The organism is Sphingopyxis sp. LC363 (assembly GCF_000756385.1).
Lineage (GTDB): Bacteria > Pseudomonadota > Alphaproteobacteria > Sphingomonadales > Sphingomonadaceae > Sphingopyxis.
This window is the reverse complement of sequence record NZ_JNFC01000012.1, coordinates 39,735-62,866: the sequence shown is the minus strand read 5'-3', so window position 1 is coordinate 62,866 and position 23,132 is coordinate 39,735. Positions and strand designations below refer to the sequence as shown.

The following is a 23,132-nucleotide window of genomic DNA, read 5'->3' as shown; positions in this document are numbered from 1 at the left end:
TGGCCTATACAAGAGGTAGGACAATATCAACCCAGATATGGTATGAATCATGGGTTGACATATTGGTCTGACAGGAAGAGCCTCTCTCCAAACAAGGCAAACAGGGAGAGTGGGAATGATTCGGGGCAGCCTCGTGCGCGTTTCGCGCGGCAGAATGAATTTCGCGGCGACCTTGTTGGGCACGACGGCCTTGGCGATGCTCGCCATTCCCGCGTTCGCGCAGGATAGGGCGTCGGACGATGCCCCCGCCGATGAGGCGGTCGATGACGCGATTGTCGTCACGGGCATCCGCAGTTCCCTTGCCACCGCGCTGGGCGAAAAGCGCACCTCCGACAATATCGTCGAGGTCATCCAAGCCGAAGATATCGGCAAACTGCCCGACCAGAATTTGGCCGAAGTGCTGGAGAATGTCACCGGGGTCCAGATCACCCGGCAAGCCGGCGTCGGCAATGCGGTGCAGATCCGCGGTACCGACGCCAACCGCACCGAAATCAACGGCGTGTCGACCGTCGGATCAGGCGCCGGCCGCTCGGGCATCAGTTTCGAGGATCTGCCCGCTGCGCTGATCGCCTCGGTCGAAGTCACCAAGGTCCCGACCGCGCAGACGATCGAGGGGTCGGTCGGCGGCACGATCAACCTGCGGACGATCCGCCCGCTCGACCTCAAGGAACCGCTGATCGCCGCGCGCGCGCAGATGGAAAACAGCGACCTGTCGAAGTCGACCCTGCCGCGGCTGTCGGCGACGGTCGGCAGCAATTGGGACACCGGCATCGGCGAAATCGGCATCGTCTTGAGCGGCAGCTATGCCCGGCAGGACGTCGCCGCGTTCAAACCGCGCGTCGACCGCGACGCGGTCGTCCTTCCCGGATCGGGCCCAAGCGCCGAGGCCTTTCCCTTTCTGCGCATCCAGTTCCTTCAGCAGGGATTGGAGAATTACGAATATGAAACCTACAATGGCACCGCCGCGCTGGAATGGAAGCCGAACGACGACCTGAAATTCTATTTCGACGCGACGCTCAACAACCAGACGCGCGGGCAGCAAAGCCACCGCGTGCAGATTTCGGGCACCGCGACGCCGTCGGTCGTCGACGCGACCGACAATAGCGCGTTCGAGACCGTCAACTGGGGCACGCTCGACGGCCCCGACGGCCCGATCGACCTTGGCAGCGTCGATGCGACGGTCGCGGGCACGCTCGGTATCGGCGGCAGCACCGGAACGGTGATCGATCCGAATATGCGCACGTCGAGCGACACCGGAGCGCGCGTCACCAAAAGCCGGGTGTTCGACTTTGGCACCGACTGGCAGGTAACCGACAAGCTGAGGATGCGCGCGGAAGTAGCGCTATCGACCTCGAAATCGGATTTCCCGAACTTTTCGACAACGCTCGATTTCATCAACCCCAACGGCCCGCAGCCGCAAATCGGACGCAGCATCGACAATGGCGTGCCGATCGAATTCGACCTGCGCGGCGGCACACTGCAGTTCGGCATCGACCAGGCGAGCCCCTTCGCGCCGACGACGGCGCAATTGCTCGATCCCGCCAATTACCAGCTGCAGCAAGTGGCGCAGGGCGCGAACACGACCGACAATCAGGAAAGGGCGGCGCGCCTCGATTTCTCCTATGATACGAGCGATCTCAACCCGTTCGTCACTTCGATCGATTTCGGCTATCGCTGGAACCGCACCTCGGCGGAAAACAACGAATTTTCACGAAATGTCAGCCTGACCAACACGACCAGCGCATGGAACCGGCCGTCGGGCGACCTGTTTTCGGACATATTGATCCCGGGGCCGAGCAACTTCAACGCGGCCGACGGGCGCCGGCTCTATTTCCCCGATTTTCTGCTGATCGACGGCGGGCTGGCGTTCGACGATCCGGCGAAAGTGCTCGACGCACTCAACGCCGCGATCGACGCGAGCAACGCCGCCGCGACGCAGGGGCCGCCCATCGCGTCGCTGGTGACGCCGACCGAATCCTTCGCGGGCTTTTTCAAGATCAAGGAAACGACGAATGCCGCCTATTTTCAGGCGAATATGGAGGGCGAGATCGCCGGCATGCCGGTGCGCGGCAACGCGGGCGTGCGCTGGCTGCACACCAGCCTGTCCTCGACCGGCAACAATATCGCGAACGGCGAGGTCACGGGGCAGACCGTCGCCAAAAGCTCGTACAACTTCCTGTTGCCGCGCTTCAACCTCGTGCTCGAACCCGCCGACCGCTTCCTCGTCCGCGCCGGCATCGCGCGCGACATTCGCCGCCCGAATTTCGACACGCTGTCGACCTCCTTCTCTTTCGGCACCGGCGCGAACACGCCGGTCGCGGTGGGCAATCCCGACCTCGTTCCCGAAGCGGTGTGGTCGTTCGACCTGTCGGGCGAATATTATTTCGCGCCGTCGAGCCTGATCAGCATCGGCTTCTTCCACAAGAGCCGCACCAATTTGTTCGCGCAGCGGCAGGAAGATCCGGCGCCGAATCTCGACGCCGACGGCAACCTCAATATTTCGATCGACCCCTCTTGCCCCGACGGCGGCATCTATAATCCGATCGCCAACCGCAACATCAACAACCCGATTCAGGGCGTCGGCATCTGCGTTCCGCGCAGTTCGACCTTCAACGTTCCGGGCACGACGACGCAAACCGGCGTCGAGGTCGCGTTCCAGCACGATCTTTCGGCGTGGGAGGACGTGCTCGGCTTCGCCTCGGGCTTCGGCTTTATCGGCAATTTCACCTATCAGAAGGCGGGCGGCTCGGCGCGCGAATATCGCACCGCCGACGGGCCGCGGACGGTCTTCACCCAGCTCGGCTATCCGGGTTCGCAGGACCTGATCTCGCTGACCAATCTGTCTAAATATGCCTATAATGCGACGCTGTTCTACGACAAATACGGGCTCAATGCGCGCGTGCGTTATACGTGGCGGTCGAGCTATGTGTCGGACGATCCCTTCTTCTTCGGCCTGCCGCTGATCAACGGCGCGCGGGGCCAACTCAACGCCAGCATCAATTACGACATCAACGATCACATCAATGTCGGCGTCGAGGGCATCAACCTGCTGCGCGGCGACCAGAACCAATATTGCGTCAACAACAAGGCGCTGCTCTGCTTCCAGGGCCTGACCGATCGCCGGATCACTGCCGGACTGAGCGTGAAGTTCTAGTGATCGGAATAGACCGAAACACCGTTATTCCATAGCTCGTCATCCCGGCGAAGGCCGGGATGACGATGCAATTAAAGGATGAGGCCGAGGCAACCTAAGTTGCCTCGGCCTCAAACTGCGTGAACCGCTTCCGATCGGGTCGCTATCAGAAAGCGATGCGCGCAGTTACTCGTGCACCATGGGCGCTGCGATCCGACGCCAGCGTGCCGGTATAGGCGGCGCCGAGGCGGAAGGCCCCCGTGGTGAATTCAAAGCCGGCTTCGACCTCCGCCGAATTTTTGGGGATCGCGATGCCGAGGATGTCGAACGCCGGACCACCCGCGACGAAGCGCGAGACGATCGGGGCGCGGCGATCGTTGAAGGCGCGGTTCCACGCCGCCGACAGATAGGGCTGGAAGCCCGGCTGTCCCGCGTTGAACTGCGCCCGCGCGCCCAAGCTGAGGAAGGTCGTCTTCTGGTCGGCCTTGCCCACCGTCAGCGCCGCACTGCCGCCGGTTTCGGTGAAGGCGTCGCTGCCGGTGTCGACATGCGCCAGCCGGGCAAAGGGTGTGATCGCCGTGTTGCCGGCGGTGATGTCATAACCGATTTCGCCGAAGATCTGCAGCGTGTCGGCATCGCGCTTCGACGTCAGCGTCTGGGCGAGCGGCGCGCCGCTGATGCTGCGGCTGGTGTCGACGTCGTGCCAGGCGTAGCTGACCCCGACGGTGCCGCGCAGCCCCTCGCCGCTGCCATAGGTGGCATGCGCGGCGAGATATTTGCTGTCGACCTCGGTGCGGTCATTACGCCCGTCGAAACGGAAGTCCGAACCGCCGATCCCCGCCGAGAGCGCCGCGGCGAAGCCGTTGCCGCCGAAACCGACCCCCGCGACCAGCCCCTTGTGGTCGGTGTCCATCGCGAAATTGCCGCGATTGGCGTCGAAATCGCCCCAGCCGCCGAAGGCCGAGCCCCAGACGAACGCGCCGCTTTCCTCGGGCGCCTTCATCCCCATCAGGCTGTTGCGCAGGTGCCGGCTGTCGTCGGTCAGGCCGCTGAGCGAACTGGCCAGCATTTCGCCCGACAGGTCGCCGAAGCTCGCCTGTGCGGTCGCCGCATTCTGGACCAGCACCGCTTCGTAGAGCGGGTTGTCGATGCCGAGCGCCTGAACCGCGGTCGCGACGCTCGCCTGGTTGAAGCCGATGGCGATGTCGGCGAAGTCGATGTCGTTGCGATAGAGCGACAGGATCACCGAATTGGCGTCGTAGCGCAGCAGCGGATCGAGGAAGGCGAGATCGCTCGTCACCGTCCCGAAGGTGCCGGTGATGCCGCCCGCGCCGGTCAGGATCACATAGTCGGTGCGGCCGGCATATTCGCCATCTTCGGCGAGAACGGCGACGCTCGCCGTGCTGTCGATCGTGACCGCGCCGGTGGCGTCGAGGCGGTCAGCCTCGCCCGCCGCATTGACTTCGACCTCATAGGTCGAGCCGGCGGCGAAGGCGAGGTCGCCGTTGACGGTGAGCCGGCCGATCGAATTGCCCGGCGCGAGCGTCCCGCCGTCGCCGACGGTGGTCGAACCGACGCTGCCGTTGCCGCCGAGCGTGCCGCCGCTGTTGACGGTGACCGGCGAGACGATCGAGCCGTTCACCGCGAGGGTGCCGCCGTCGACCGACGTGGGGCCGGTGTAGGTGTTGTTGCCCGTCAGGTTGAGGGTGCCCTCGCCCTGTTTGACGAAGCTGCCGGTTCCCGAGATGTCGCCGCCGAAGGACGTATTCCCCGGCTGGTCGACGGTCAGCTGGCTGTCGCCGAGTTCGACGTTCGAACCTTCTTCACCCTCGAGACCGCCGATCGTCTGGTCCTTGCCCGTGATGTCGAGCATGCCGCCCTCGCCGAGATTGAAATCGGTCGTCGGATCGATCGTCCCGCCGATACGCACCGAACCGCCGAGGATGTTCGTCACGCCTTCGAAGGCATAGTCGCCCATGAAGGTCAGCGTGCCGTCGCCCAGCTTGTCGAGCGCGCCATTGCCCGAGAAATCGCCGAGGAAGTCATAGTTGTCCGAACGATTGAAGACGAAGCGGCCGTCGTTGACGATATTGCCCGCGAAGCTGCCCTCGGTCCCGCCAGCGCCAAGTTCGAAGAAGCCGTCGCCTTCGGTCCGGACGTCGCCCTGCAGCACGCCGGTCAGCACCAGCCCGCCGTTCGAGATGATCGTGCCGCCGGTGTGCGCGATATTCGCGGTATCGACGGTGAACACGGCGTCGCCGATCAGCTGCAGCTGCCCTGCCCCGTCGATCGTCAGATCGTCGAGCGCCGAGACGGTTTCATCCTCACCGAAGTTGAGCACGAGGAGGCCGTCGGTCCGCACCGCCGAGGTGAGGATCGGCGACGAGGTGCCTTCTTCGCCCAGATCGACTTCGTTGACCTGGAGCGACGCACCCGCGTCGACCGTCACATTGCCGAATTCGCCGACGAAGCCCGACGTCGACCAATAGCCCGCCGCGACGTCGAGCGCCTCGAAGCCGTTGGCGGCGGTGAGCTGCTGCGCTTCGGTCAGTTCGAGCACGTCGCCGTCGAGCGTCAGCGTGTCGATACCGTCGCCCGCATCGACGAGGCCCGAAATCGCGCTGCCGGTCTTCAGCGTCACCGTGTCGTCGAACGCGCTGAGCTGCGCCGCGACGCCGTTGCCGCCGGTGATCGTGCCGCTGTTGACCAGGTCCAGCTGGCCAAGCGAAGCCAGGGCGACGCCGGTTTCGCTGACGATCGAACCGCTGTTCGTCGCATCCGCGCTGTCGACGTCGATCTGGACGCCGCCATTGATCGTGCCGCTGTTGAGCAGCACGCCTTCCTTGCCCGCGCTGTTCTGGCGGCCGATGATGACGCCCGCGATGCCGCCCGAGATGGTGCCGGCATTGTCGACCGACGCGCCGCTGACCGCGAGCACGCCATAGCGTTCGCCCGTGATCGTGCCGCCGGCCTCGTTGACGACCGTGCCGAGCATCGTGCTGCCGCTCGTGTCCTGCCCGACGAAGGCCTGGATCGTGACGCCGTCGGCAAAATCGCTGCCCGTACCTTCGATCGTCCCGCTGTTGGTCACGCTGCCGCCGCCGAACAGCCGGATCGCATCGTTGCTCTCGCCGCGGATCGTCCCGCTGTTGGTGACGCTCGTGTTCGCCGCGCGCATCTCAAGCTGGGCGGTGTCATCATTATAATAGAGCTGGGTGACGATGCCCTGCCCGGCGCTCGAAATGATGCCGCTATTCTCGATCACGGCGTTCGCCGAGGTGATCGGCACCCCCGCTTCGGCCGGGCGGTCGGCACCTTCATAAGCACCCTCGCCGCGGATGGTGCCGGCGTTGACGAGCGTCAGCGACCCGGCGCCATCGGCCAGCACGCCATAAGCGCCGCCAGTGATTTCGCCATCGGCAGCGTTGGTGATCGTCACGTCGCCGAGCGTGCCGTGGAAGACGCCCGCGGCCGCGACACTGCTGATCGTGCCGCTGTTGTCGAGCGTCGCGGTCGAAAGGTCGCTGCCGAAGCCGACGCCATAGCCGTTGAGCCCGTCGGCGCGGGTGCCGCTGATCGTGCCGCTGTTGACCACGCTTGCGGTCAGGCCGCTGCGGTCCTCACCCGGATCGGTGTTGATCGCGGTGCCCTGAATGAACATGCCGCCGTCGCCGCCGGTGATGTCGCCGGCATTTTCGACCGCGCCGCCGCCCGACAGGATGATGCCGAAGCGCGTGCCTTCGATCTCGCCACCCTCGGCGTTGACGACCGAAGCGCTGAAATCCTCGTTCGCCTGATCGGTGAAGGCGTACATCGAGACGCCATCGGAGAAAGCCGTGCCTTCGCCGCGGATCGTTCCGCTGTTGGTGACGGTGCCGCCGCCGATCAGGCGCACGCCGTCATTCGTTTCGCCGAGGATGCTGCCGCTGTTGGTGATTTCGGTACCCACGGCGAGGCCGACGAGCGCATTGATTTCCTCGTCGAACAGCGACGCGGTGGTGATGCCCGCGCCGGCGCCCGAGATGATGCCGCTGTTGGTTACGCTCGAGCTCGCGGTGCCGATGGTGATGCCGGCGTCGGGCGGTGCAGCGAAGCCGTCATAGGCGCCATTGCCGCGGATCGTGCCGGCGTTGTCGACGGTCAGCGTGCCGCTGGCGCCGCTGTAGATGCCCGAGGTTGCGCCGGTGATCACGCCGCCTTCCTCGTTGGTGATCGTCAGATCGGCGAGCGAGCCGTGGCTGACGCCCTCGGCGAATTCGCTGCTGATCGTGCCGCTGTTGACCAACGTCGCGGTCGACATGTCGCTGCCGAAACCGACGCCATAGCCTTCGGTGCCGGTGCCGCCGAAATCGCCGAGCCCGGTGATCGTGCCGCGATTGACGACGTTCGCGGTCAGTCCGCTGCGTTCCTCGTTCGGGTCGGTGTTGAGCGCGGTGCCCTGAATATAGACGCCGCCCGAGGCGCCGATGATCTCGCCATCGTTCACGACCTCGCCGCCGCCCGACAGGATGACGCCGAAGCGAACGCCGATGATCCGCCCCTCGGTCTCATTCGTGACCAGCGCGCTATAATCCTCGTTCGCCTGGTCGGTGTAGGCGAACATCGACACGCCGTCGGCGAAGGCGTCGATCTGGCCGCCGATTTCACCGCTGTTGGTGACGCTGCCGCCGCCGATCAGGCGCACGCCATCGTCGTTATAACCATAGATGGTGCCGCTGTTGACCACGGTGGTGCCGGTCGCGAGACCCTGGAGCTGGCCGGTCGCGGCGTTGAAATAATTGGCGGTCGTGATGCCGAAGCGGTTGCCGGTGATGCTGCCGCTGTTGACGACCGAGCTGGGCCCGCCCGAAATGGTGACGCCCGCGTCGGGCGGTGCGTCGAAACCGGGGTTGATGCCGTCGCCGTGGATGGTGCCCGCATTGGTGAGTTCGAGCCCGCCAAGCTCGGCGTGGACGCCCGACGCCGCGCCGGTGATCGTGCCATCCTCCGCATTGTCGATCGTGGTGACGCCGTCCGCGTTCGTATAGATGCCGTCGCTCCCGCCACCGGCGATCGTACCGCTGTTGGTGATCGAGGCGCCCGGGGTGCCGACGCTGATCGCCGTGTTGGCGTTGCTGCGAACCAGCCCTTCATTGTCGAGCGTCAACGTGCCGCCCGCCGAATTGATCGCTATGAAGCCGTTCGATATGATCTCGCCGCCCGCTTCGTTGTTGACGACGAGGTCGCCCGACAGGTTGGCGAAGATCGCAGTGGTGACGGCGTTGATCGTGCCGCTGTTGTTGATGACCGCCGTATCGAGCGAGCCGCCCGCGAGCACGCCGAGGAAACCCGAAACCGTTCCGCTGTTATTGACGGTCGCGGTTCGGCCGACCTGATCGGGCGAGGCGGTCAGAATGATACCGAAGGGGCTGATCCCCGGCGTTGCCGGGTTGGGTGTTCCGGTGCTGCGGATGACACCCGCATTGTCGATCGTGCCGCCGCCTTGCAGCACCGCGCCGAATGTCGTTCCTTCGATCAGGCCGGTTTCGCTGTTGGCGATGGTCCCGACCCCGGTCACGCCTTCGGCAATGCGATCGGCGAATTCGGAGATCGCAACCCCGACGCCCTGCGCGCCGTTGCCGACGTTGCCGCTGAAGCCCTGGATCGTGCCGCTGTTGGTGACGCTGCCGCCGCCGGTCAGGCCGACGCCGGTGCCCGCGTCACCGCGGATCAGCCCCGTGTTAACGACGGTCGTGTCGGCCGCACGCGCTTCGGGCGGCAGTTCGTTGTCATTTTCGTCCTCGCTGAAGAAATAGGACGTGACGATGCCGTTGGAGCCGCCGGCGATCGTGCCGCTGTTGGTGACGCTCGACCCCGGCTGCGCGATGACGATGCCGCCGCTCGGCCGGCTGTCGATGCTGCCGAGGCTGGTGCCGTCGCCGCGAACGTCGCCGGCATTGTCGACGGTGACGGGGCCATTGTCTGCATAGATGCCGATGTCGAGGCCTTCGACATCCTCGTCCTCGGCGACGACGATCTCCAGCGTTTCGGGCTGGTCGTTGTGGATGCCGAAGGATTGCTGCGCCGCGGCGGGCGCCGCGATCTGACCTATCGACAGGCCGACGATCGCGCTGGTGGCAAGCAGGCGGGATTTCGAAATACGCGACATGACTGAGACTCCCCTCGACATTCAAGCATGGCGAGGGGTTCGCCGGAGGACGTCGCGTCCTCCGGCTGGTCCACCCCACCCCCCAAAAAATATGCGCCCCCAGCTGATGGGATGACTCGCATCGCTCAGCTTTGTGCGCGTTGACTAGGTCGAGGCTCCCCCGAGCGTCTACCCAATGTTTTTTTGGGTAAATTTGCGACGGACCGTTGACGTCATACTTGCACATCCGGCGGCGTAGTCGTTACGGTGACCTCGTCACCGGGGGGTGGGTCGCTGATATTCGGGGAAGCGCGCGGCTTCGCGCGCCTGCTCTCCCGTGAACATGATGGAACCGCCGGCCCCGTAATCGAACGGGTGCCCATGATGCGAAGCCTGCTTGCCGTCCTGTTTTTCACCCTGCTCGGGCTGGTGCAGCCGGCGTGGGGGGCGACGGACACATTGCCTGTGCTCGAACTGCACGCCCATGAGGATGCGCCGAATCTGGCGCCTTTCATACGCTTCGCCAAGCGCCCCGGCGACATCCGGGCGCCGCAATTGGACGCCATCCTGCGGGGCCCGCTTCAGCAGGTGGAGGGTTCGACCATCCACTTCGGGCCGCCGGGCACACGCACAGTCGTTCTACTACAGGTCCGCAACGCCAGCGACGAGCAAGGAAGCTGGATTCTGACCACAGGCCGCGGGTCGCTCAAACATTTCCGGCTCTATGAAGCAAATGGGGAGCGCCTCGCCTTGGTCGTCGATGGCACGGACCCGCAGGCCGCCCGGCAAAATCTCGGCACATATCAGGCCTTCAGCTCCGAACTGGTCCTCGGCCCGCGCCAGACCACGCTGGTGGCCATCGAGTTCATTTCGGAAAACTCGACCTATATGCCGCTCAAGATCAACAGCTACGGCACCTTCTTCAAGGAACGGCGGGCGAATATCTCGATGGTCTCGGGCGTCGTGGTCGGCGCGCTGACGCTGCTGCTGCTCAACTTCCTCTTCTTCTCGATCACGGGTTTCAGGGAATTTCTGTGGCTGGCGGTCGCCGAGGCCTTTTTCGCACTGAACACGGTCCATTCGGAAGGCTATATCACGATCTTCTTCCTCTACGACAAACCGCTGACCGGGCTGGCGGTAGAGGATTTCATCAAATGCGGCTTTGCCGCGTCGATGGCGCAATTCTGCCGGAGCTTCGTCGACACCCCTACCCATTTTCCGCGGCGCGACATGGTGCTGAAGGCGCTGATCTGGTTCGCGCTCGCGATCATGCTCTTTCAGCCGGGCCTCGCCTATTACCCGCCCGAGCTGCGCTTCCTGCTGCACATCGCGACCTGGCTGGTCGCGGTGGCGGTCGCATTGTTCCTGCCCTTCGTCGGCTATGCCGCAATGAAACAGCTCGGCGTCCAGCTCTGGCCGCTCTTTGTAGGCTGGGCGAGCCTCGCGCTCTTCATCGTCTATGCGGCGATCGCGTCGATGGGCATTTTCGCATGGCTGCCGATCAACTGGCACCTCGCCGGACCGGTCGGGCTGTTCGAATCGGTGATGGTGACGATCGCGCTGGGGCTCAACCTCAAGAAGATCCAGCGCGACAAGCTCGTCGCCGACTGGAAATATGCGCAGTCGCTGACGGAGCGGCTGGAGATCAGCGAGCGCGCCACGCGGCTTGCCGAGGAAAAGGCCTTCGCACTCGAAACGGTCAACAGCCAGAATGCGCTGCTCCACGCGTCGGGGCACGACAGCCGGCAGGTGATTCTGGCGCTCAACAGCGCGGTCGAGGTTCTCAAGCGCCAGAAGCGCGCCGATGCCGACGACGAGCTGGTCGAGATGCTCGAAAGTTCGGCCGACTATCTCAATGAAATCGTATCAACGACCATCTCGGGCGCCAATATCGCCGCAAGCGATACGGGTTTCCTCGCACTCAGCAGCTTTCGCGCCGAGGCGCTCGTCGAGCCACTGTCGATGATGTTCAAGACACCCTTCGCGGGCAAGAGGCTGACGCTCGAAGTCCGCATTCCCGACAAGGCCACGATCATTTCCGACCGCCCCTTGCTGATGCGCGCACTCGCGAACCTGCTGAGCAACAGTTACAAATATACCCACAGCGGAGGGGCGAGCCTCTCGCTCGAAATCGAGGAAGGCTGCGCCATCATCACGGTCCGCGACAGCGGGGGCGGAATGCCCGCCGAACTCGTCGCGGCGTTGAATGACGGCACCATGAACCGCATTCGCGCCGATGAAAGCGACGAAGGCAGCGGGTCGGGCTTCGGATCGGCGCAGCGCATCATCAGCACGCTGCGCGGATCGCTGAAAATTGTCGCATCGAGTGCCGCCGGAACCGAAATTCGGATCGCGCTGCCCGCAGCCTTTTCGTCGATCACTCCGGTGTCCGCCGAAGCCCTACAGGCGGAGCTCGACGGCTGGACGCTGCTCGATTTCGACGACCGCACGGCGTTCGAGGCGGGACTCGATGCCGCCGCGAGCGGCCCGACGATCGCGCTCACCTATGACGACACGACGGTGACGCGCGGGCGGCTCAGCCAGCTCGTCACGATGATGGCGGTCAAGCCCGCATGCCGCGAAATGGCGCTCCACCCGCTTTTGGGCGCTGTTTCAGCAAGATCAGAGCAGGTTTAGCTCGTTCGCCCGCTCGACGATCTTGCGGTTGTGCGAGACGTCAAGCTTGCGCCGCAGTTCGGCGATATGGAACGACACGGTCGGCGGCGCGATCGCCAGACGATAGGCGATTTCCTTGTTCGTCTCGCCTTGCGCCAGATAGTGAAGAATCGCCATTTGCCGCGACGACAGCGCGACGGGCGGCTGCTGGAACTTGCCGAGCGCCTCGCCGATATGCGGCGAGACATAGATTTCGCCGGCGAGCGCCGCGTCGCACGCGGCGACGATATGGTCGAGCGAGTCCGACTTGCTGACGATCGCGCGCGCGCCGAGCTTCAGCGCCGAATGAATCTCGTTCACATGCGTCTCGCCGGTCAGGATGATCACCGTCATGTCGCGCGAACCCACGATTTCGGCGAGCACATTGATCCCGCGCACGTCGGGCAGGTTGAGGTCGAGGATCACCAGGTCGACGGGCTGCGACTGGACGAAGGCGTTGACCGTCGCGCCGCGATCGAGCGCGCCCACGACCATATAGCGGTCGAGCGACCCGAACAGGAACCGCAACCCGCTCTGGGTGATGCGATGATCGTCGACGATCAATATATTGTGCTTCGACACCATGCCTGCGCCCCGCCTGCCCCCCAGCCTGCCCGATGCGGATTGATCAGCAGATTTTCCCGTCGCCGCAACCCGAATAATATTGGGGGACGCCGGTCGCGACGTCGAGCGGGATGTCACGGCCGCCACGTTTTGGCTGAGCGATCGGGCTGAAAAGCTTCGCTTTCGCCTGCGGCGTCACTGGGCGCGGCGTTTCGCGACCTGATCGACGATCGGCCCCGCCGTAAAGCCATGGACGATCGTCGACAGCAGGATGGTCAAAAGGATCGTAGCCCAAAGCTGTCCTTCGTTGACCAGTTCGAGATGGCTCCCCGCATAGGCGAGATAATAGATCGAGCCGACGCCCCGTATCCCGTAAAATGCCACGAAAAGGCGTTCGCGGGCCGCAAGTCCCGTGCGCGCCAGGCCGACCCAGCCTGCGATCGGCCGGACCAGGAATATCAGCCCCAGCGCAATGCCGGCATGCGCCCAGTCGAGTATGCCGAAAAGCCGTGGAAAGGTCGCACCGACCAGAAGAAGCAACAGCGCGGTGAGCGCCAGTTCGATCGCCTCGTTGAAACTGTGGAGACGACCATGGAATTCATGCTCGGCCTCAACCCGGCGGAGGACAATACCGGCGACGAAGCAGGCGATGAAGCCATAGCCTTCGGCGAGTTCGGTTGCGCCATAGCAAAAGAGGACGCCGGCAATCGAAAGCACCCCCGACGCCGTGTCGGCGAGGACGTTGCCGCGCGGAATCACGAAAAGGACGCGCGCGAGGAGCCAACCGACGGCGGCGCCCCCGAGCACACCCGCGGCAATCCGGTAGAAGACGTCGACAAGCAGCCATTCGCCGAGCATTGCCGCGGAGAATCCACTGCTCCCGAGGAGCAGGCCGAGATAGACGAAGGGGAAAGCCAATCCGTCGTTGAGCCCCGCCTCGGTCGTCAAGGTGAAGCGTACCGGCTGTTCGTCGCCCTCGGTCGGCGGGCCGACCTGTACTTCGCCCGCAAGCACGGGGTCGGTGGGCGCCAGCACAGCACCGAGCAGAATGGCTCCGGCGAGAGTCATGCCCGCGAAGGCCCATCCCATGAGTGCCACCGCGGCGATGGTCAGCGGCATCGCTGCCGCGAGCAGCCTGATCGTCGGTCGCCAGCGGCGGTAATGCGCCAGATCGTCGATGCGGATGCCGGTACCGAACAGCGCGACGATCACCGCCAGCTCGCTCGCGACCTCCCAAAGTTTCGGCGCTTCACGCGGATCGAGAGCACGCCAGACGTCCGGCATCGCCCAATGGATTGCGATACCGAAGAGGATCAGCAGTGCAGAAGCCGCAGGCTCGCGTCCCGAGAGAAAGCGCGGAAGCCAGAAAGCCACGATGACGCCCGCACCGACGAGCATCATGGCGAGATGATAGGCGCTCAATCCAAAGAAGGCCTGTTCGTTCATGCGCTCCATCTCCCCGAGCAATCGGTATCCGCATCGGCGTCGAGCAGATCGGCCGTTATAACGGGACACAGGTTCGGGGCTTCAACCTGAAGGACGCAGGCAATTATCGCATCAAGACGCCTGTTTCGCCAAGTGGGTTGGGGTCGTCGATACGGTGCTGTCGGGCGTCGTGACGCGTCCGATGCAATGCGCTCGAGCCCATTTCGCCGCAGAGCAAATGCCACCCGGTTAATCGGCGAGGCCGAAATCTTGCTCGAAGACGCCGGCCTGGCAGGGGCAGCAGGACTCGAACCCGCGACCCTCGGTTTTGGAGACCGATGCTCTACCAACTGAGCTATACCCCTAGGCCGGAGTGCGCCACTAGCCGGATTGGAGGGGCGGGGCAAGGGGGATGACGGGTTGCGCGCACGCGCCGGGCTGATATGCGCGATTTCATATGAGCGACGCCCCGTTTCCCGCCCGGCCCGACGGGCCTCCGCAGCATTATCTGGGCGGGATCGCGTTGCGGCTGCTCGCGATGGTCAGCCTGTCGCTGATGTTCGTGCTCGTCAAAAAGATCGACGCCGCGGGCATCCATGTCGTCGAGAGCCTCTTCTGGCGACAGGCGCTCGTGCTGCCCTTCCTGCTGGCATGGGTGATGGCGACCACCGGCCTGTCGTCGCTGAAGACGCGGAGGATCGGCGCGCATGCGCGGCGAATGCTGATGGGCCTCGCCGGCATGGCGTGCAATTTCGGCGCAATGATCCTGCTGCCGATGGCCGAAGCGACGACGATCAGCCTGTCGGTGCCCATCTTTGCCGTTCTCTTCGCTGCGCTTCTGCTCGGCGAGGCGACGGGGTGGCAGCGGTGGAGTGCAGTGATCGTCGGCTTCGTCGGCGTGCTCGTCGTGCTCGACCCGCTTTCAAGCTTCGCGGACGGTTTCGGCGGCATGCACGGCGTCGGCACATTGGTCGCCCTTACCGGCGCGATCATGACCGCGCTGATAACCATTGCGGTGCGCGATCTCGGCCGCACCGAAAATGCCGCGACGATCGTTTTCTGGTTCAGCCTCTTGTCGATGATCCCGCTCGGCATCGCCCTTCCCTTCGTCATCACGCCGCACGACGGCCACGAATGGCTGTTGCTGATCGGGCTCGGCTTCCTCGGCGCGGTCGTCCAGATGTCGCTGACCGGCGCGCTGCGCCTCGCGCCGGTGTCGGTCGTGATCCCGATGGATTATTCGAGCCTGCTCTGGGCGATCGCCGCCGGCTGGTGGTTTTTCGGTACCCTGCCCGCCGACACCACCTGGGTCGGCGCGCCGCTGATCATCGCGTCGGGCCTGTTCATCGCCTGGCGCGAACATCGCCGCCATATCGACCGGCCGAAGGAGGTTGCAGCATGACGCGCCCTATCCTGTATCACTGCCCCGACGCCCGCTCGTTGCGCTGCCTGTGGGCGGTCGAGGAGGCGGAGATCGACGTCGATCTCAAGCTGCTTAAATTCCCGCCGCGCGCGTTTGAGCCCGATTATCGCGCCGTGAACCCGCTGATGACGATTCCCGGCTGGGTCGAGGACGGGCGGCTGATGACCGAGTCCGCCGCGATCTGCGAACGGATCGCCGAAGGGACGCCGCTCGAAGTCCGGCGGAGCGAAGCCGATTATTGGGATTATCGCAACTGGCTGCACCGCAGCGACGCGACGCTGACCTTCCCGCTCGCGATCATGATCCGCTACACGCGCGTCGAACCCGAGGAGCGGCGGCTCGCGCAGGCGGTCGCGGACTATAAGGCGTTTTTCGGGGGCCGGGCCAGGAGCATCGAGGCGGCGCTGGCCGATGGGCGCGAATGGCTGGTCGCGAGGCGCTTCACCATCGCCGACATCGTGATCGGCTATGCGGCGTTCCTTGCGACGACCCTCGATGCCGACGATGTGCTGGGCGAGGCGACGAAGGCATGGCTCGGTCGCTGCATGGCGCGCGAAGGGTTCCAGCGCGCCCGCACACGTCAGAAGGCCGCAGCGTGACGAAAAAGGGCTCCACCATCCGGTGAAGCCCTCCGTGCCCCCGTGCATGGCAAAGCCAACGAGGAAAACGCATCGGCCCTTCGGGGTGTAGGTCGCGTGAAGGGCCGTATGTGGGCCCAATTTATGGGACGGCGGGAAGGTTGGCTTTCATATTTTCACGCAGGCCATTGCCCTGCCCCAAACTAGCGCTTGTCGGGATGCGCCCGACGCCATCGCAGTCCGACCATCAGGACAATGGCCAGAATATCGTGCTCAGCACATCGAAAGCGCTGTCGGGCATCCGCCATGCGCCACGCGATCGGCCGCTTCTTTCGCAACTGCCGCCGCCAGAACGAACAGAAACGGCGTCCACGTCGCGAGCGAACGCCGGGTTACGATGCGAGCGAGAAACAGGACGACCATGCCGCCATGCACATGCAGCAGACTGTCCGAGGCGCCCGTGCTCATGCCGAGCGCGGCACTCAGCGGACGGTAAAAGTCGATCACCCATTCCATCGTTGCGCGCTAAGCACTGAGGAAATGAACCTGCCGGACGTCCACCGGCACCACGACGAGCGGCTTGGCGCTCAGTTCACCATCCGCTCATAGCCTTCCCAATAGGGCGCGCGCAGGTCTTTTCGCAAAATCTTGCCGCTGGCGTTGCGCGGCAACGCATCGATCAGGTCGATGCTGCGCGGGCATTTGAAGGGGGCGATGCGCTCGCGCGCCCAGGCGATGATATCGGCTTCCTCGACGCTGGCACCGGGCTTGGCCACAACGACCGCCTTCACCGTCTCGCCCCATTTCGCGTCGGGGATGCCGATCACCGCAACTTCCTGCACCGCGGGATGGCCGAAAATCGCGCTTTCGACCTCGGCCGGATAGACATTCTCGCCGCCGGTGATGATCATGTCCTTCATCCGGTCGTGGATGAACAGATAGCCGTCGGCGTCGAGGTAACCCGCGTCGCCGGTGCGGATCCAGCCGTCGTCGGTCATCGTCTTCGCGGTCGCGTCGGGCAGGTTCCAGTATCCGAGCATATTGTTCGACGATCGTGTCACGACTTCGCCGACCTCGCCTGTCGAAACCGGCTGGCCGTCCGGTCCGAGGATGACAATCTCGACCCCGGGAAGCGCCTTGCCCGCCGAGCGCATCCGCGCATTGCCGGCCGGATCATGATCCTCGGGCGGCAGCATCGAGATGGTGCCCGTCGTCTCGGTCATCCCGTAAGCCTGAATGAATTGCGCGCCGAAAACCTGGATGCACTGGCGCAGCAGTTCGAGCGGGATCGGCGCGGCGCCATAGAGGATATATTTGAGGCGGCTGTAATCGACGCTGGCGCAGCGCGGGTGCATCAGCAGCATCTGAAGCGCCGCGGGCACCATGAAGAAGCGCGTGACGCCATGCTGTTCGACCGCGTCGAACACGCCGTCGGGATTGAATTCGGCGAGGATGACGCCGGGAAGCCCCGCCGCGAGCGCCATGATGCCGAGCCCGGTGCCGCCGATATGCGCGCATGGCATCGCGACCAGCACCGCCTCGTCATCCTCCCATTTGGTGTAGGGCATGTCGAGGGTGCTCGAATGTTTGCGCAGCGCGAAGAGGTTGCGGTTCGACAGCACCGCGCCCTTGGGATTGCCGGTGGTGCCCGAAGTATAGAGCTGGAGCACCGCATCGTTGGCGCCCGACGGTTCGAAGGGCGTGCGCGCCGCGCCCTCGATCATCACCCATGCGTCGGCGGCACTCATGATCGCCGGATCGTTCGCGAGCTTGCCCGCGAGTTGGTCGGCCAATCCCTCGAACCCCGGCCCGGCGAGGACGATCTTCGCCTGCGTGTCATTGACGATGAACGCCCATTCGGCCGGCGACAGGCGCCAGCCGATCGGCGCCATCACGATGCCCGCGCGCGCCGCGCCATAAAAAAGGGTGAAGTAAAGATCGCTGTTCTTGCCGATCCACGCGATGCGGTCGCCCTTTTTCAGCCCCGCCGCGATCAGCGCCGAGGCGGCGCGCGCCGTCAGGTCGTCGAGTTCGGCGTAGGAATAGACGCGGTCCTCTTCGCGCATCGCCACCCGCTCGGGACGCTCGGCGGCCCAATGGGTCAGGAATTCGTCGAACGTAAACAGCTCCGAAACGTCGCGGCCCATCGCCTCTCTCTCCTCGAATCGCGTCGTTTGCGCGCAATTGATGAGAAAGCTAACGGTTCTGCCGGCGAGGTAAAGCGCCGATCGGCCGACCCTGTCAGGTCCGTCAGGTGCGGCGGAAGAGCAGCATCAGATTGTTGGCGGGCATCGCGCGGCGCTCGATGAAGGCGAGCCCCGCGTCGCGGGCGGCCGCCTTGACCGCATCGATATCGCGCAGCCCCCATGCCGGATCGCGCGTGCGCAGATTGGCGTCGAAGTCGAGATTGCTCGCCGCGGTCGGCACATCCGCTTCGATGTAGGGACCGTAGAGGATCAGCGGCGCGCCGGGCGCGAGCAATCGCGCGGCTCCAGCGAGCAGGCCGAGCGTCGCTTCCCACGGGCTGATATGGACCATGTTGATGCAGAGGATCGCATCGGCACGGTCGACCGGCCAGCCCGATGCCGAAGCGTCGAGCGCCAGCGGCGGCGCGACATTGGAAAGCCCGGCCTCGGCGCGCCATGCCGCGATCGACACCAGACCGGCGGGGGCGGGATCGCTCGGCTGCCAATGCAGATGCGGGAAAGCCGCGGCGAAATGGATCACATGCTCGCCCGATCCGCTCGCGCCCTCGATCACACTCCCCGCCGGTGGCAACCAGTCGGCGAGCACCGCGGCGATGGCCTCGCGGTTACGGAGCGTCGCGGGGGCGTGGCGCTTGTCGGCTTCACCACCGTCGCCGGGCATCCAGGGCTGCGGCATCACCGTTTCGCCTGCGCCCGCGCGCGACGCTCGCGCACGATCAGCCATGCGAAGAGCCCGACCGGACCGGCCATCAGCGTCAGAAACAGGAAGGGGAATTGCACGACGCGGCTGAAGCCCTTCTGGTCGGCGTCGCGCGCAATCCACATGCCGGTGAACAGGTCGAACGCCAGATAATGGATCCACCCCATAGTCGCCCCGCCCGGGCTGTCGAATAATTTCATCACGCCCTTCAGCGTCGTGAAATCGCCGCCGCCCGGCCCACCCGCATCGATCCCGCCGGTAAGGAAGCCGACGATCAAGACGGTGTAGACCAGACAGAGCAGGAACACGCCGACATAGAGGATCGCCGCGAGAATCTTGGGCCCGCGCGGGAGGAAGGCCAGCGCGATCCAGCCGGCGAAAGCCCAATAATTTGCTAGCAGAAACAAGCTCTCCCAGCTCATATGCACCCTCTTCTCCGTCATCCCGGCGCAGGCCGGGATCTCGCCGTTGGGAACCAACTCCCTGATGAGATCCGGCCTACGCCGCGATGACGGTTAAAGCTAGATTAGCTCAATCCGCGCCGGCCGCTTGAATGGCCTCTATTCATCCTTCCCACGCCAGCATCGGCCTCCGCGCCGCGAGCGTCTCATCGAGCCGCGCGCGGGGCGCGAAATGCGGCGCCGATTTGAGCGCGGGATCGCCATTCTTCGCGCGCATCGCGATGCTGCGCAGCGCGCCGATGAACTGGTCGAGCACCGCCTTCGACTCGGTCTCGGTCGGTTCGACGAGCATCGCGCCATGGACGACGAGCGGGAAATAGACCGTCATCGGGTGATAGCCCTCGTCGATCAGCCCCTTGGCGATATCGAGCGTCGAGAAGCCCTCGGCGAGGCCCTTGTCGCTGAACAGCGCCTCATGCATGCACGGGCCCGAGCCAGCGAAGGGCGCGTCGAGGACGTCCTCGAGGCTGCGCAGCACATAGTTCGCGTTGAGCACCGCATCCTCGGCGACCTGTTTCAGCCCGTCGGCCCCGTGGCTGAGGATATAGGTCAGCGCGCGCGTGAACATGCCCATCTGGCCATGGAAGGCGGTCATGCGGCCGAAGGTATCGGGGTGCTCCTCGCCCGCGCTCTCCTCTTCGACCAGCTTGAACGAGCCGTCGGCGTAGCGCGCGGAATAGGGGATCGGGCCGTACGGCGACAGCGCCTCCGACAGCACGACCGGCCCCGAACCCGGACCGCCGCCGCCGTGCGGGGTCGAGAAGGTCTTGTGCAGGTTGATGTGCATCGCGTCGATGCCGAGGTCGCCCGGACGCACGCGGCCGACGATCGCGTTGAAGTTCGCGCCGTCGCAATAGACATAGCCGCCCGCCGCGTGCACCGCGTCCGAAATCGCCTTCATGTCGCGCTCGAACAGGCCGCAGGTATTGGGATTGGTGATCATCACCCCCGCGACGTCGGGGCCAAGGCGCGCCTTGAGCGCCGCGAGGTCGACGCGGCCCTCGGGAGTCGCGGGAATATCCTCGACCGTGAAGCCCGCGAACGCCGCGGTGGCGGGGTTGGTGCCGTGTGCGCTTTCGGGGACGAGCAGCACGCGCCGATCCTCGCCGCGCGCCTCGATCGCCGCCTTGATACAGAGGATGCCGCAAAGCTCGCCATGCGCGCCCGCCTTGGGCGACATGGCGACGCCATACATGCCGGTGAGCTTGATCAGCCACACGGCAAGTTCGTTGATCACGGCCAACGCGCCCTGCACCGTTTCCTGCGGCTGAAGCGGGTGGACGTCGGCAAAGCCCGGCATCCGCGCGACCTTTTCATTGAGGCGCGGGTTATGCTTCATCGTGCAGCTACCGAGCGGGAAGAGGCCGAGATCGATCGCGTAATTCTGCCGCGACAGGCGCGTATAGTGGCGCACCGTTTCGGACTCGCTCAGCCCCGGCAGGCCGATGGGAGCGCTGCGCATCAGCGAACCGAGGTCGGCGGCGGGCGCCGGCTCGTCGAAATCGACGCCGGTGGTATCGGTCGAGCCGATTTCGAAAATCAGCGGTTCCTCGAGCATCAAGGCACGGTTTCCGGTGAAGGTCACATTGTCGTCGGCGCCGCCCGCGGCGTTCATTTCGGGGCGCCAGCCGGCGCGGTTGAGCGCGGTCATGCGAGCACCTCCTTCAGCGCCGCGGCAAAGGCGGCGATATCATCCTCGGTCACGGTTTCGGTCACCGCGACCACCAGCCCGTTCGCGAGGCCATCATTTTCGGGATAAAGACGGCCGAGCGACACGCCGCCCAGCACGCCCTTTTCGGCGAGCTTGTGCACTGTCGCGCGCGCGTCGGCGGGCAGCCGCAACGTGAATTCGTTGAAGAAACTGTCGTTCATCACCGACACGCCCGGCACCTTCGCCAGCTCCGCGGCGGCCGCCTGCGCGCGGCCATGGTTGATCGCGGCAAGCTGGCGGAGGCCGGCTTCACCGAGCAGGGTCATGTGAATGCTGAAGGCCAGCGCGCAAAGCCCTGCGTTGGTGCAGATATTGCTCGTCGCTTTCTCGCGACGGATATGCTGCTCGCGGGTCGACAGGGTGAGCACGAAACCGCGCTTTCCATTCGCATCGACCGTCTCGCCGCAGAGGCGGCCGGGCATCTGGCGGACATATTTCGATTTGCAGGCGAACAGGCCGACATAAGGCCCACCGAATTGCAGCCCGACGCCGATCGCCTGCCCTTCGCCCACGACGATGTCGGCGCCCATTTCGCCCGGCGACTTGATAAGGCCCAGCGCGACGGGTTCGGTGACAACCGCGATCAGCAGCGCACCCGCCGCCTGGCAAGCTTCGGCGAGCTTCGTCATGTCGTCGATGCGGCCGAGGATGTCGGGATATTGGACGACGACGCAACTCACCTCCTTGTCGACGCTATCCGCGAGCGCGGCCCAGTCGGTTCCTGCTTCGAGGCTGGGGTCGCCGTCGACCAGCACATCGCCGGTATATTTCGCCATCGTGCGCGCGACGCTGCGGTAATGCGGGTGGAGGCCGTTCGAAAGCAGCGCCTTGCTGCGCTTCGTGATGCGGCGCGCCATGACGATCGCTTCCCAGCAGGCGGTCGAACCGTCGTACATCGACGCATTGGCAACATCGGTGCCGAGCAGCCGCGCGACCTGCGACTGGAATTCGAACAGCATCTGCAGCGTGCCCTGTGCGATTTCGGGCTGATAGGGCGTGTAGGCGGTGAGAAACTCGCCGCGCTGGATCAGATGATCGACGCTGGCGGGAACATGGTGGCGATAGGCGCCCGCGCCGAGAAAGAAAGGCCCGTCGCCCGCGGCGCGATTCTGTCGCGCGAGCGCCGCCATATGACGTTCGACCGCGAGTTCGCTCGCGTGCATCGGCAGGCCTTCGATCGGACCATCGAGCCGCGCCTCGGCGGGCACATCGGCGAATAGGTCGTCGATCGACGACGCGCCGACCGCCGCAAGCATCGCCGCGCGGTCATCGGGAGTGAGAGGGAGATAACGCATGAAATACTCCGGTCAGGTATCGGAAGAAGAAGCAAAAAGCGGCGCGAGATCGGCGAGCGATCCGCGAAAGGCGGCGGGGCCGCTGTGTGTCGTGCGCACCCAAGGGGCGAGCCAGATACGAAAGCCCGCATCGCGCGCGCGGTGGCAGAAGGCATAGTCTTCCGACAGCATCAGGCCGCTGCCGCCATCGATCTCTGGCAGGAAGAGCGCGTGGACGCTCTCACGCACCCCCGTCCCCTGCCGGTCCCGCGCATCGGTGCGGAAAGCGAGTTCAGGGTGCCGCGCGCAAAGCGTTTCGACGACATCGCGGCGGATCAGCATCAGCCCGGTGCCGAGCTGCGACAGCTCGACGAGGTCGGTCAGCGCGAAGCGCTGATCGGCTTGCAGGAAGCTCAATGCGAAATCACCGGCATATCGGGCAAGATCGGCCGCATTGTCCTTTCCCAATCCGCGCTCCGCAGCGCGCGCGACCTGCGGCCAGTTGACCGTGCGGCGCGGCACCGCGGCCCCGAGAATGGCGCAGTCGGGCCGTCCCGCCATCGCCTCGATCATCGAAAAAATATCGGCGGCGGCAAAGTCGATATCGGCATCGACGAACAGCAGATGACTGCAATCGCTCTGCACGAACAGGTCGGCGAGCAGGCTGCGCGCGCGGTGGATTTGCGCTTCGTGGAGGATGAATTCGAACCGCACCGGCACACCCTCTGCCTGCGCCGCCAACGCGAGACCCAGCGCCGCGCGGACATAGGTGCCCTGCGCGCCGTCATAGATCGGCGTCGCCACCATCAGGCGGCAATTGGCTGGCGCGGCGTCGGTCATCGCATCCCTCCCCCTCCCGCCCGCGGGAGGGGCG

The 23,132-nt window shown here is 65.0% G+C and carries 14 protein-coding genes and 1 tRNA gene; 4 read left to right on the top strand and 11 right to left on the bottom strand.

The genetic code is table 11. The features are described from left to right. The first annotated feature begins 115 nt into the window (after positions 1 to 115). Complete coding sequence (locus tag FG95_RS05730) at positions 116 to 3,154, top strand: TonB-dependent receptor (protein ID WP_037554604.1); 3,039 nt, start codon at positions 116 to 118, stop codon at positions 3,152 to 3,154. Positions 3,155 to 3,299: 145 nt separating this feature from the next. Here FG95_RS05730 and FG95_RS05725 read toward each other — a convergent pair whose 3' ends face one another. Beyond that, the gene (locus FG95_RS05725; RefSeq protein ID WP_037554602.1) at positions 3,300 to 9,281 is read right to left on the bottom strand and encodes an autotransporter domain-containing protein; all 5,982 of its coding nucleotides are present in this window, start codon (positions 9,279 to 9,281) and stop codon (positions 3,300 to 3,302) included. 360 nt (positions 9,282 to 9,641) lie between these two features. On the opposite strand from FG95_RS05725, the gene FG95_RS05720 reads away from it, so the two are divergent. Then, complete coding sequence (locus FG95_RS05720) at positions 9,642 to 11,897, top strand: sensor histidine kinase (RefSeq protein ID WP_152567583.1); 2,256 nt, start codon at positions 9,642 to 9,644, stop codon at positions 11,895 to 11,897. Here FG95_RS05720 and FG95_RS05715 read toward each other — a convergent pair. From FG95_RS05715 to FG95_RS05705, 3 genes are all read right to left on the bottom strand, one after another. Continuing rightward, complete coding sequence (locus FG95_RS05715) at positions 11,883 to 12,500, bottom strand: response regulator transcription factor (protein WP_037554600.1); 618 nt, start codon at positions 12,498 to 12,500, stop codon at positions 11,883 to 11,885. The genes FG95_RS05720 and FG95_RS05715 overlap by 15 nt on opposite strands. A gap of 174 nt (positions 12,501 to 12,674) precedes the next feature. Next, complete coding sequence (locus FG95_RS05710; protein WP_037554784.1) at positions 12,675 to 13,925, bottom strand: cation:proton antiporter; 1,251 nt, start codon at positions 13,923 to 13,925, stop codon at positions 12,675 to 12,677. A gap of 268 nt (positions 13,926 to 14,193) precedes the next feature. After that, positions 14,194 to 14,269 (bottom strand) — tRNA-Trp (locus FG95_RS05705). Between the two features lie 92 nt (positions 14,270 to 14,361). On the opposite strand from FG95_RS05705, the gene FG95_RS05700 reads away from it, so the two are divergent. Next, the gene (locus FG95_RS05700) at positions 14,362 to 15,306 is read left to right on the top strand and encodes a DMT family transporter (protein ID WP_052182128.1); all 945 of its coding nucleotides are present in this window, start codon (positions 14,362 to 14,364) and stop codon (positions 15,304 to 15,306) included. Continuing rightward, a complete protein-coding gene (locus FG95_RS05695) occupies positions 15,303 to 15,926 on the top strand; it encodes a glutathione S-transferase family protein (protein ID WP_037554599.1) in 624 nt (207 codons plus the stop codon). The genes FG95_RS05700 and FG95_RS05695 overlap by 4 nt, the downstream gene beginning before the upstream one ends. Positions 15,927 to 16,178: 252 nt before the next feature. Here FG95_RS05695 and FG95_RS05690 read toward each other — a convergent pair whose 3' ends face one another. The 7 genes from FG95_RS05690 to FG95_RS05660 all read right to left on the bottom strand — a co-directional run bounded on the left by FG95_RS05690 (position 16,179) and on the right by FG95_RS05660 (position 23,098). Beyond that, a complete protein-coding gene (locus FG95_RS05690) occupies positions 16,179 to 16,421 on the bottom strand; it encodes a hypothetical protein (RefSeq protein ID WP_052182127.1) in 243 nt (80 codons plus the stop codon). A gap of 71 nt (positions 16,422 to 16,492) precedes the next feature. Beyond that, entirely contained in the window at positions 16,493 to 18,052 is a 1,560-nt protein-coding gene (locus FG95_RS05685) for a fatty acid--CoA ligase (protein WP_037554598.1), read from the bottom strand. A 103-nt stretch (positions 18,053 to 18,155) separates the two neighbouring features. Further along, a complete protein-coding gene (locus FG95_RS05680; RefSeq protein WP_443027700.1) occupies positions 18,156 to 18,836 on the bottom strand; it encodes a DUF938 domain-containing protein in 681 nt (226 codons plus the stop codon). Then, entirely contained in the window at positions 18,788 to 19,234 is a 447-nt protein-coding gene (locus FG95_RS05675; protein ID WP_037554597.1) for an ABA4-like family protein, read from the bottom strand. The genes FG95_RS05680 and FG95_RS05675 overlap by 49 nt, the downstream gene beginning before the upstream one ends. Positions 19,235 to 19,376: 142 nt before the next feature. Then, complete coding sequence (gene gcvPB / locus FG95_RS05670) at positions 19,377 to 20,924, bottom strand: aminomethyl-transferring glycine dehydrogenase subunit GcvPB (RefSeq protein WP_037554596.1); 1,548 nt, start codon at positions 20,922 to 20,924, stop codon at positions 19,377 to 19,379. Continuing rightward, on the bottom strand, positions 20,921 to 22,279 hold the full coding sequence (gcvPA, locus tag FG95_RS05665) for an aminomethyl-transferring glycine dehydrogenase subunit GcvPA (protein ID WP_037554595.1): 1,359 nt from the start codon (positions 22,277 to 22,279) through the stop codon (positions 20,921 to 20,923). Before gcvPA ends, gcvPB begins: the two co-directional genes overlap by 4 nt. Positions 22,280 to 22,291: 12 nt before the next feature. Further along, positions 22,292 to 23,098 (bottom strand): glycosyltransferase family 2 protein, encoded by an 807-nt coding sequence (locus FG95_RS05660; protein WP_037554594.1) that lies wholly within the window; start codon positions 23,096 to 23,098, stop codon positions 22,292 to 22,294. Between the last annotated feature and the right edge of the window lie 34 nt (positions 23,099 to 23,132).

What these genes read in the sequence shown, in the direction of transcription:
- FG95_RS05675 (WP_037554597.1), bottom strand. Translation starts at nt 19,234, where the DNA reads ATGAGCTGGGAGAGCTTGTTTCTGCTAGCAAATTATTGGGCTTTCGCC.
- FG95_RS05700 (WP_052182128.1), top strand. Translation starts at nt 14,362, where the DNA reads ATGAGCGACGCCCCGTTTCCCGCCCGGCCCGACGGGCCTCCGCAGCAT.
- FG95_RS05715 (WP_037554600.1), bottom strand. Translation starts at nt 12,500, where the DNA reads ATGGTGTCGAAGCACAATATATTGATCGTCGACGATCATCGCATCACC.
- FG95_RS05690 (WP_052182127.1), bottom strand. Translation starts at nt 16,421, where the DNA reads ATGGAATGGGTGATCGACTTTTACCGTCCGCTGAGTGCCGCGCTCGGC.
- gcvPA (WP_037554595.1), bottom strand. Translation starts at nt 22,279, where the DNA reads ATGCGTTATCTCCCTCTCACTCCCGATGACCGCGCGGCGATGCTTGCG.
- FG95_RS05695 (WP_037554599.1), top strand. Translation starts at nt 15,303, where the DNA reads ATGACGCGCCCTATCCTGTATCACTGCCCCGACGCCCGCTCGTTGCGC.
- FG95_RS05685 (WP_037554598.1), bottom strand. Translation starts at nt 18,052, where the DNA reads ATGGGCCGCGACGTTTCGGAGCTGTTTACGTTCGACGAATTCCTGACC.
- FG95_RS05710 (WP_037554784.1), bottom strand. Translation starts at nt 13,925, where the DNA reads ATGAACGAACAGGCCTTCTTTGGATTGAGCGCCTATCATCTCGCCATG.
- FG95_RS05730 (WP_037554604.1), top strand. Translation starts at nt 116, where the DNA reads ATGATTCGGGGCAGCCTCGTGCGCGTTTCGCGCGGCAGAATGAATTTC.
- FG95_RS05725 (WP_037554602.1), bottom strand. Translation starts at nt 9,281, where the DNA reads ATGTCGCGTATTTCGAAATCCCGCCTGCTTGCCACCAGCGCGATCGTC.
- FG95_RS05680 (WP_443027700.1), bottom strand. Translation starts at nt 18,836, where the DNA reads ATGGCTGATCGTGCGCGAGCGTCGCGCGCGGGCGCAGGCGAAACGGTG.
- FG95_RS05720 (WP_152567583.1), top strand. Translation starts at nt 9,642, where the DNA reads ATGATGCGAAGCCTGCTTGCCGTCCTGTTTTTCACCCTGCTCGGGCTG.
- gcvPB (WP_037554596.1), bottom strand. Translation starts at nt 20,924, where the DNA reads ATGACCGCGCTCAACCGCGCCGGCTGGCGCCCCGAAATGAACGCCGCG.
- FG95_RS05660 (WP_037554594.1), bottom strand. Translation starts at nt 23,098, where the DNA reads ATGACCGACGCCGCGCCAGCCAATTGCCGCCTGATGGTGGCGACGCCG.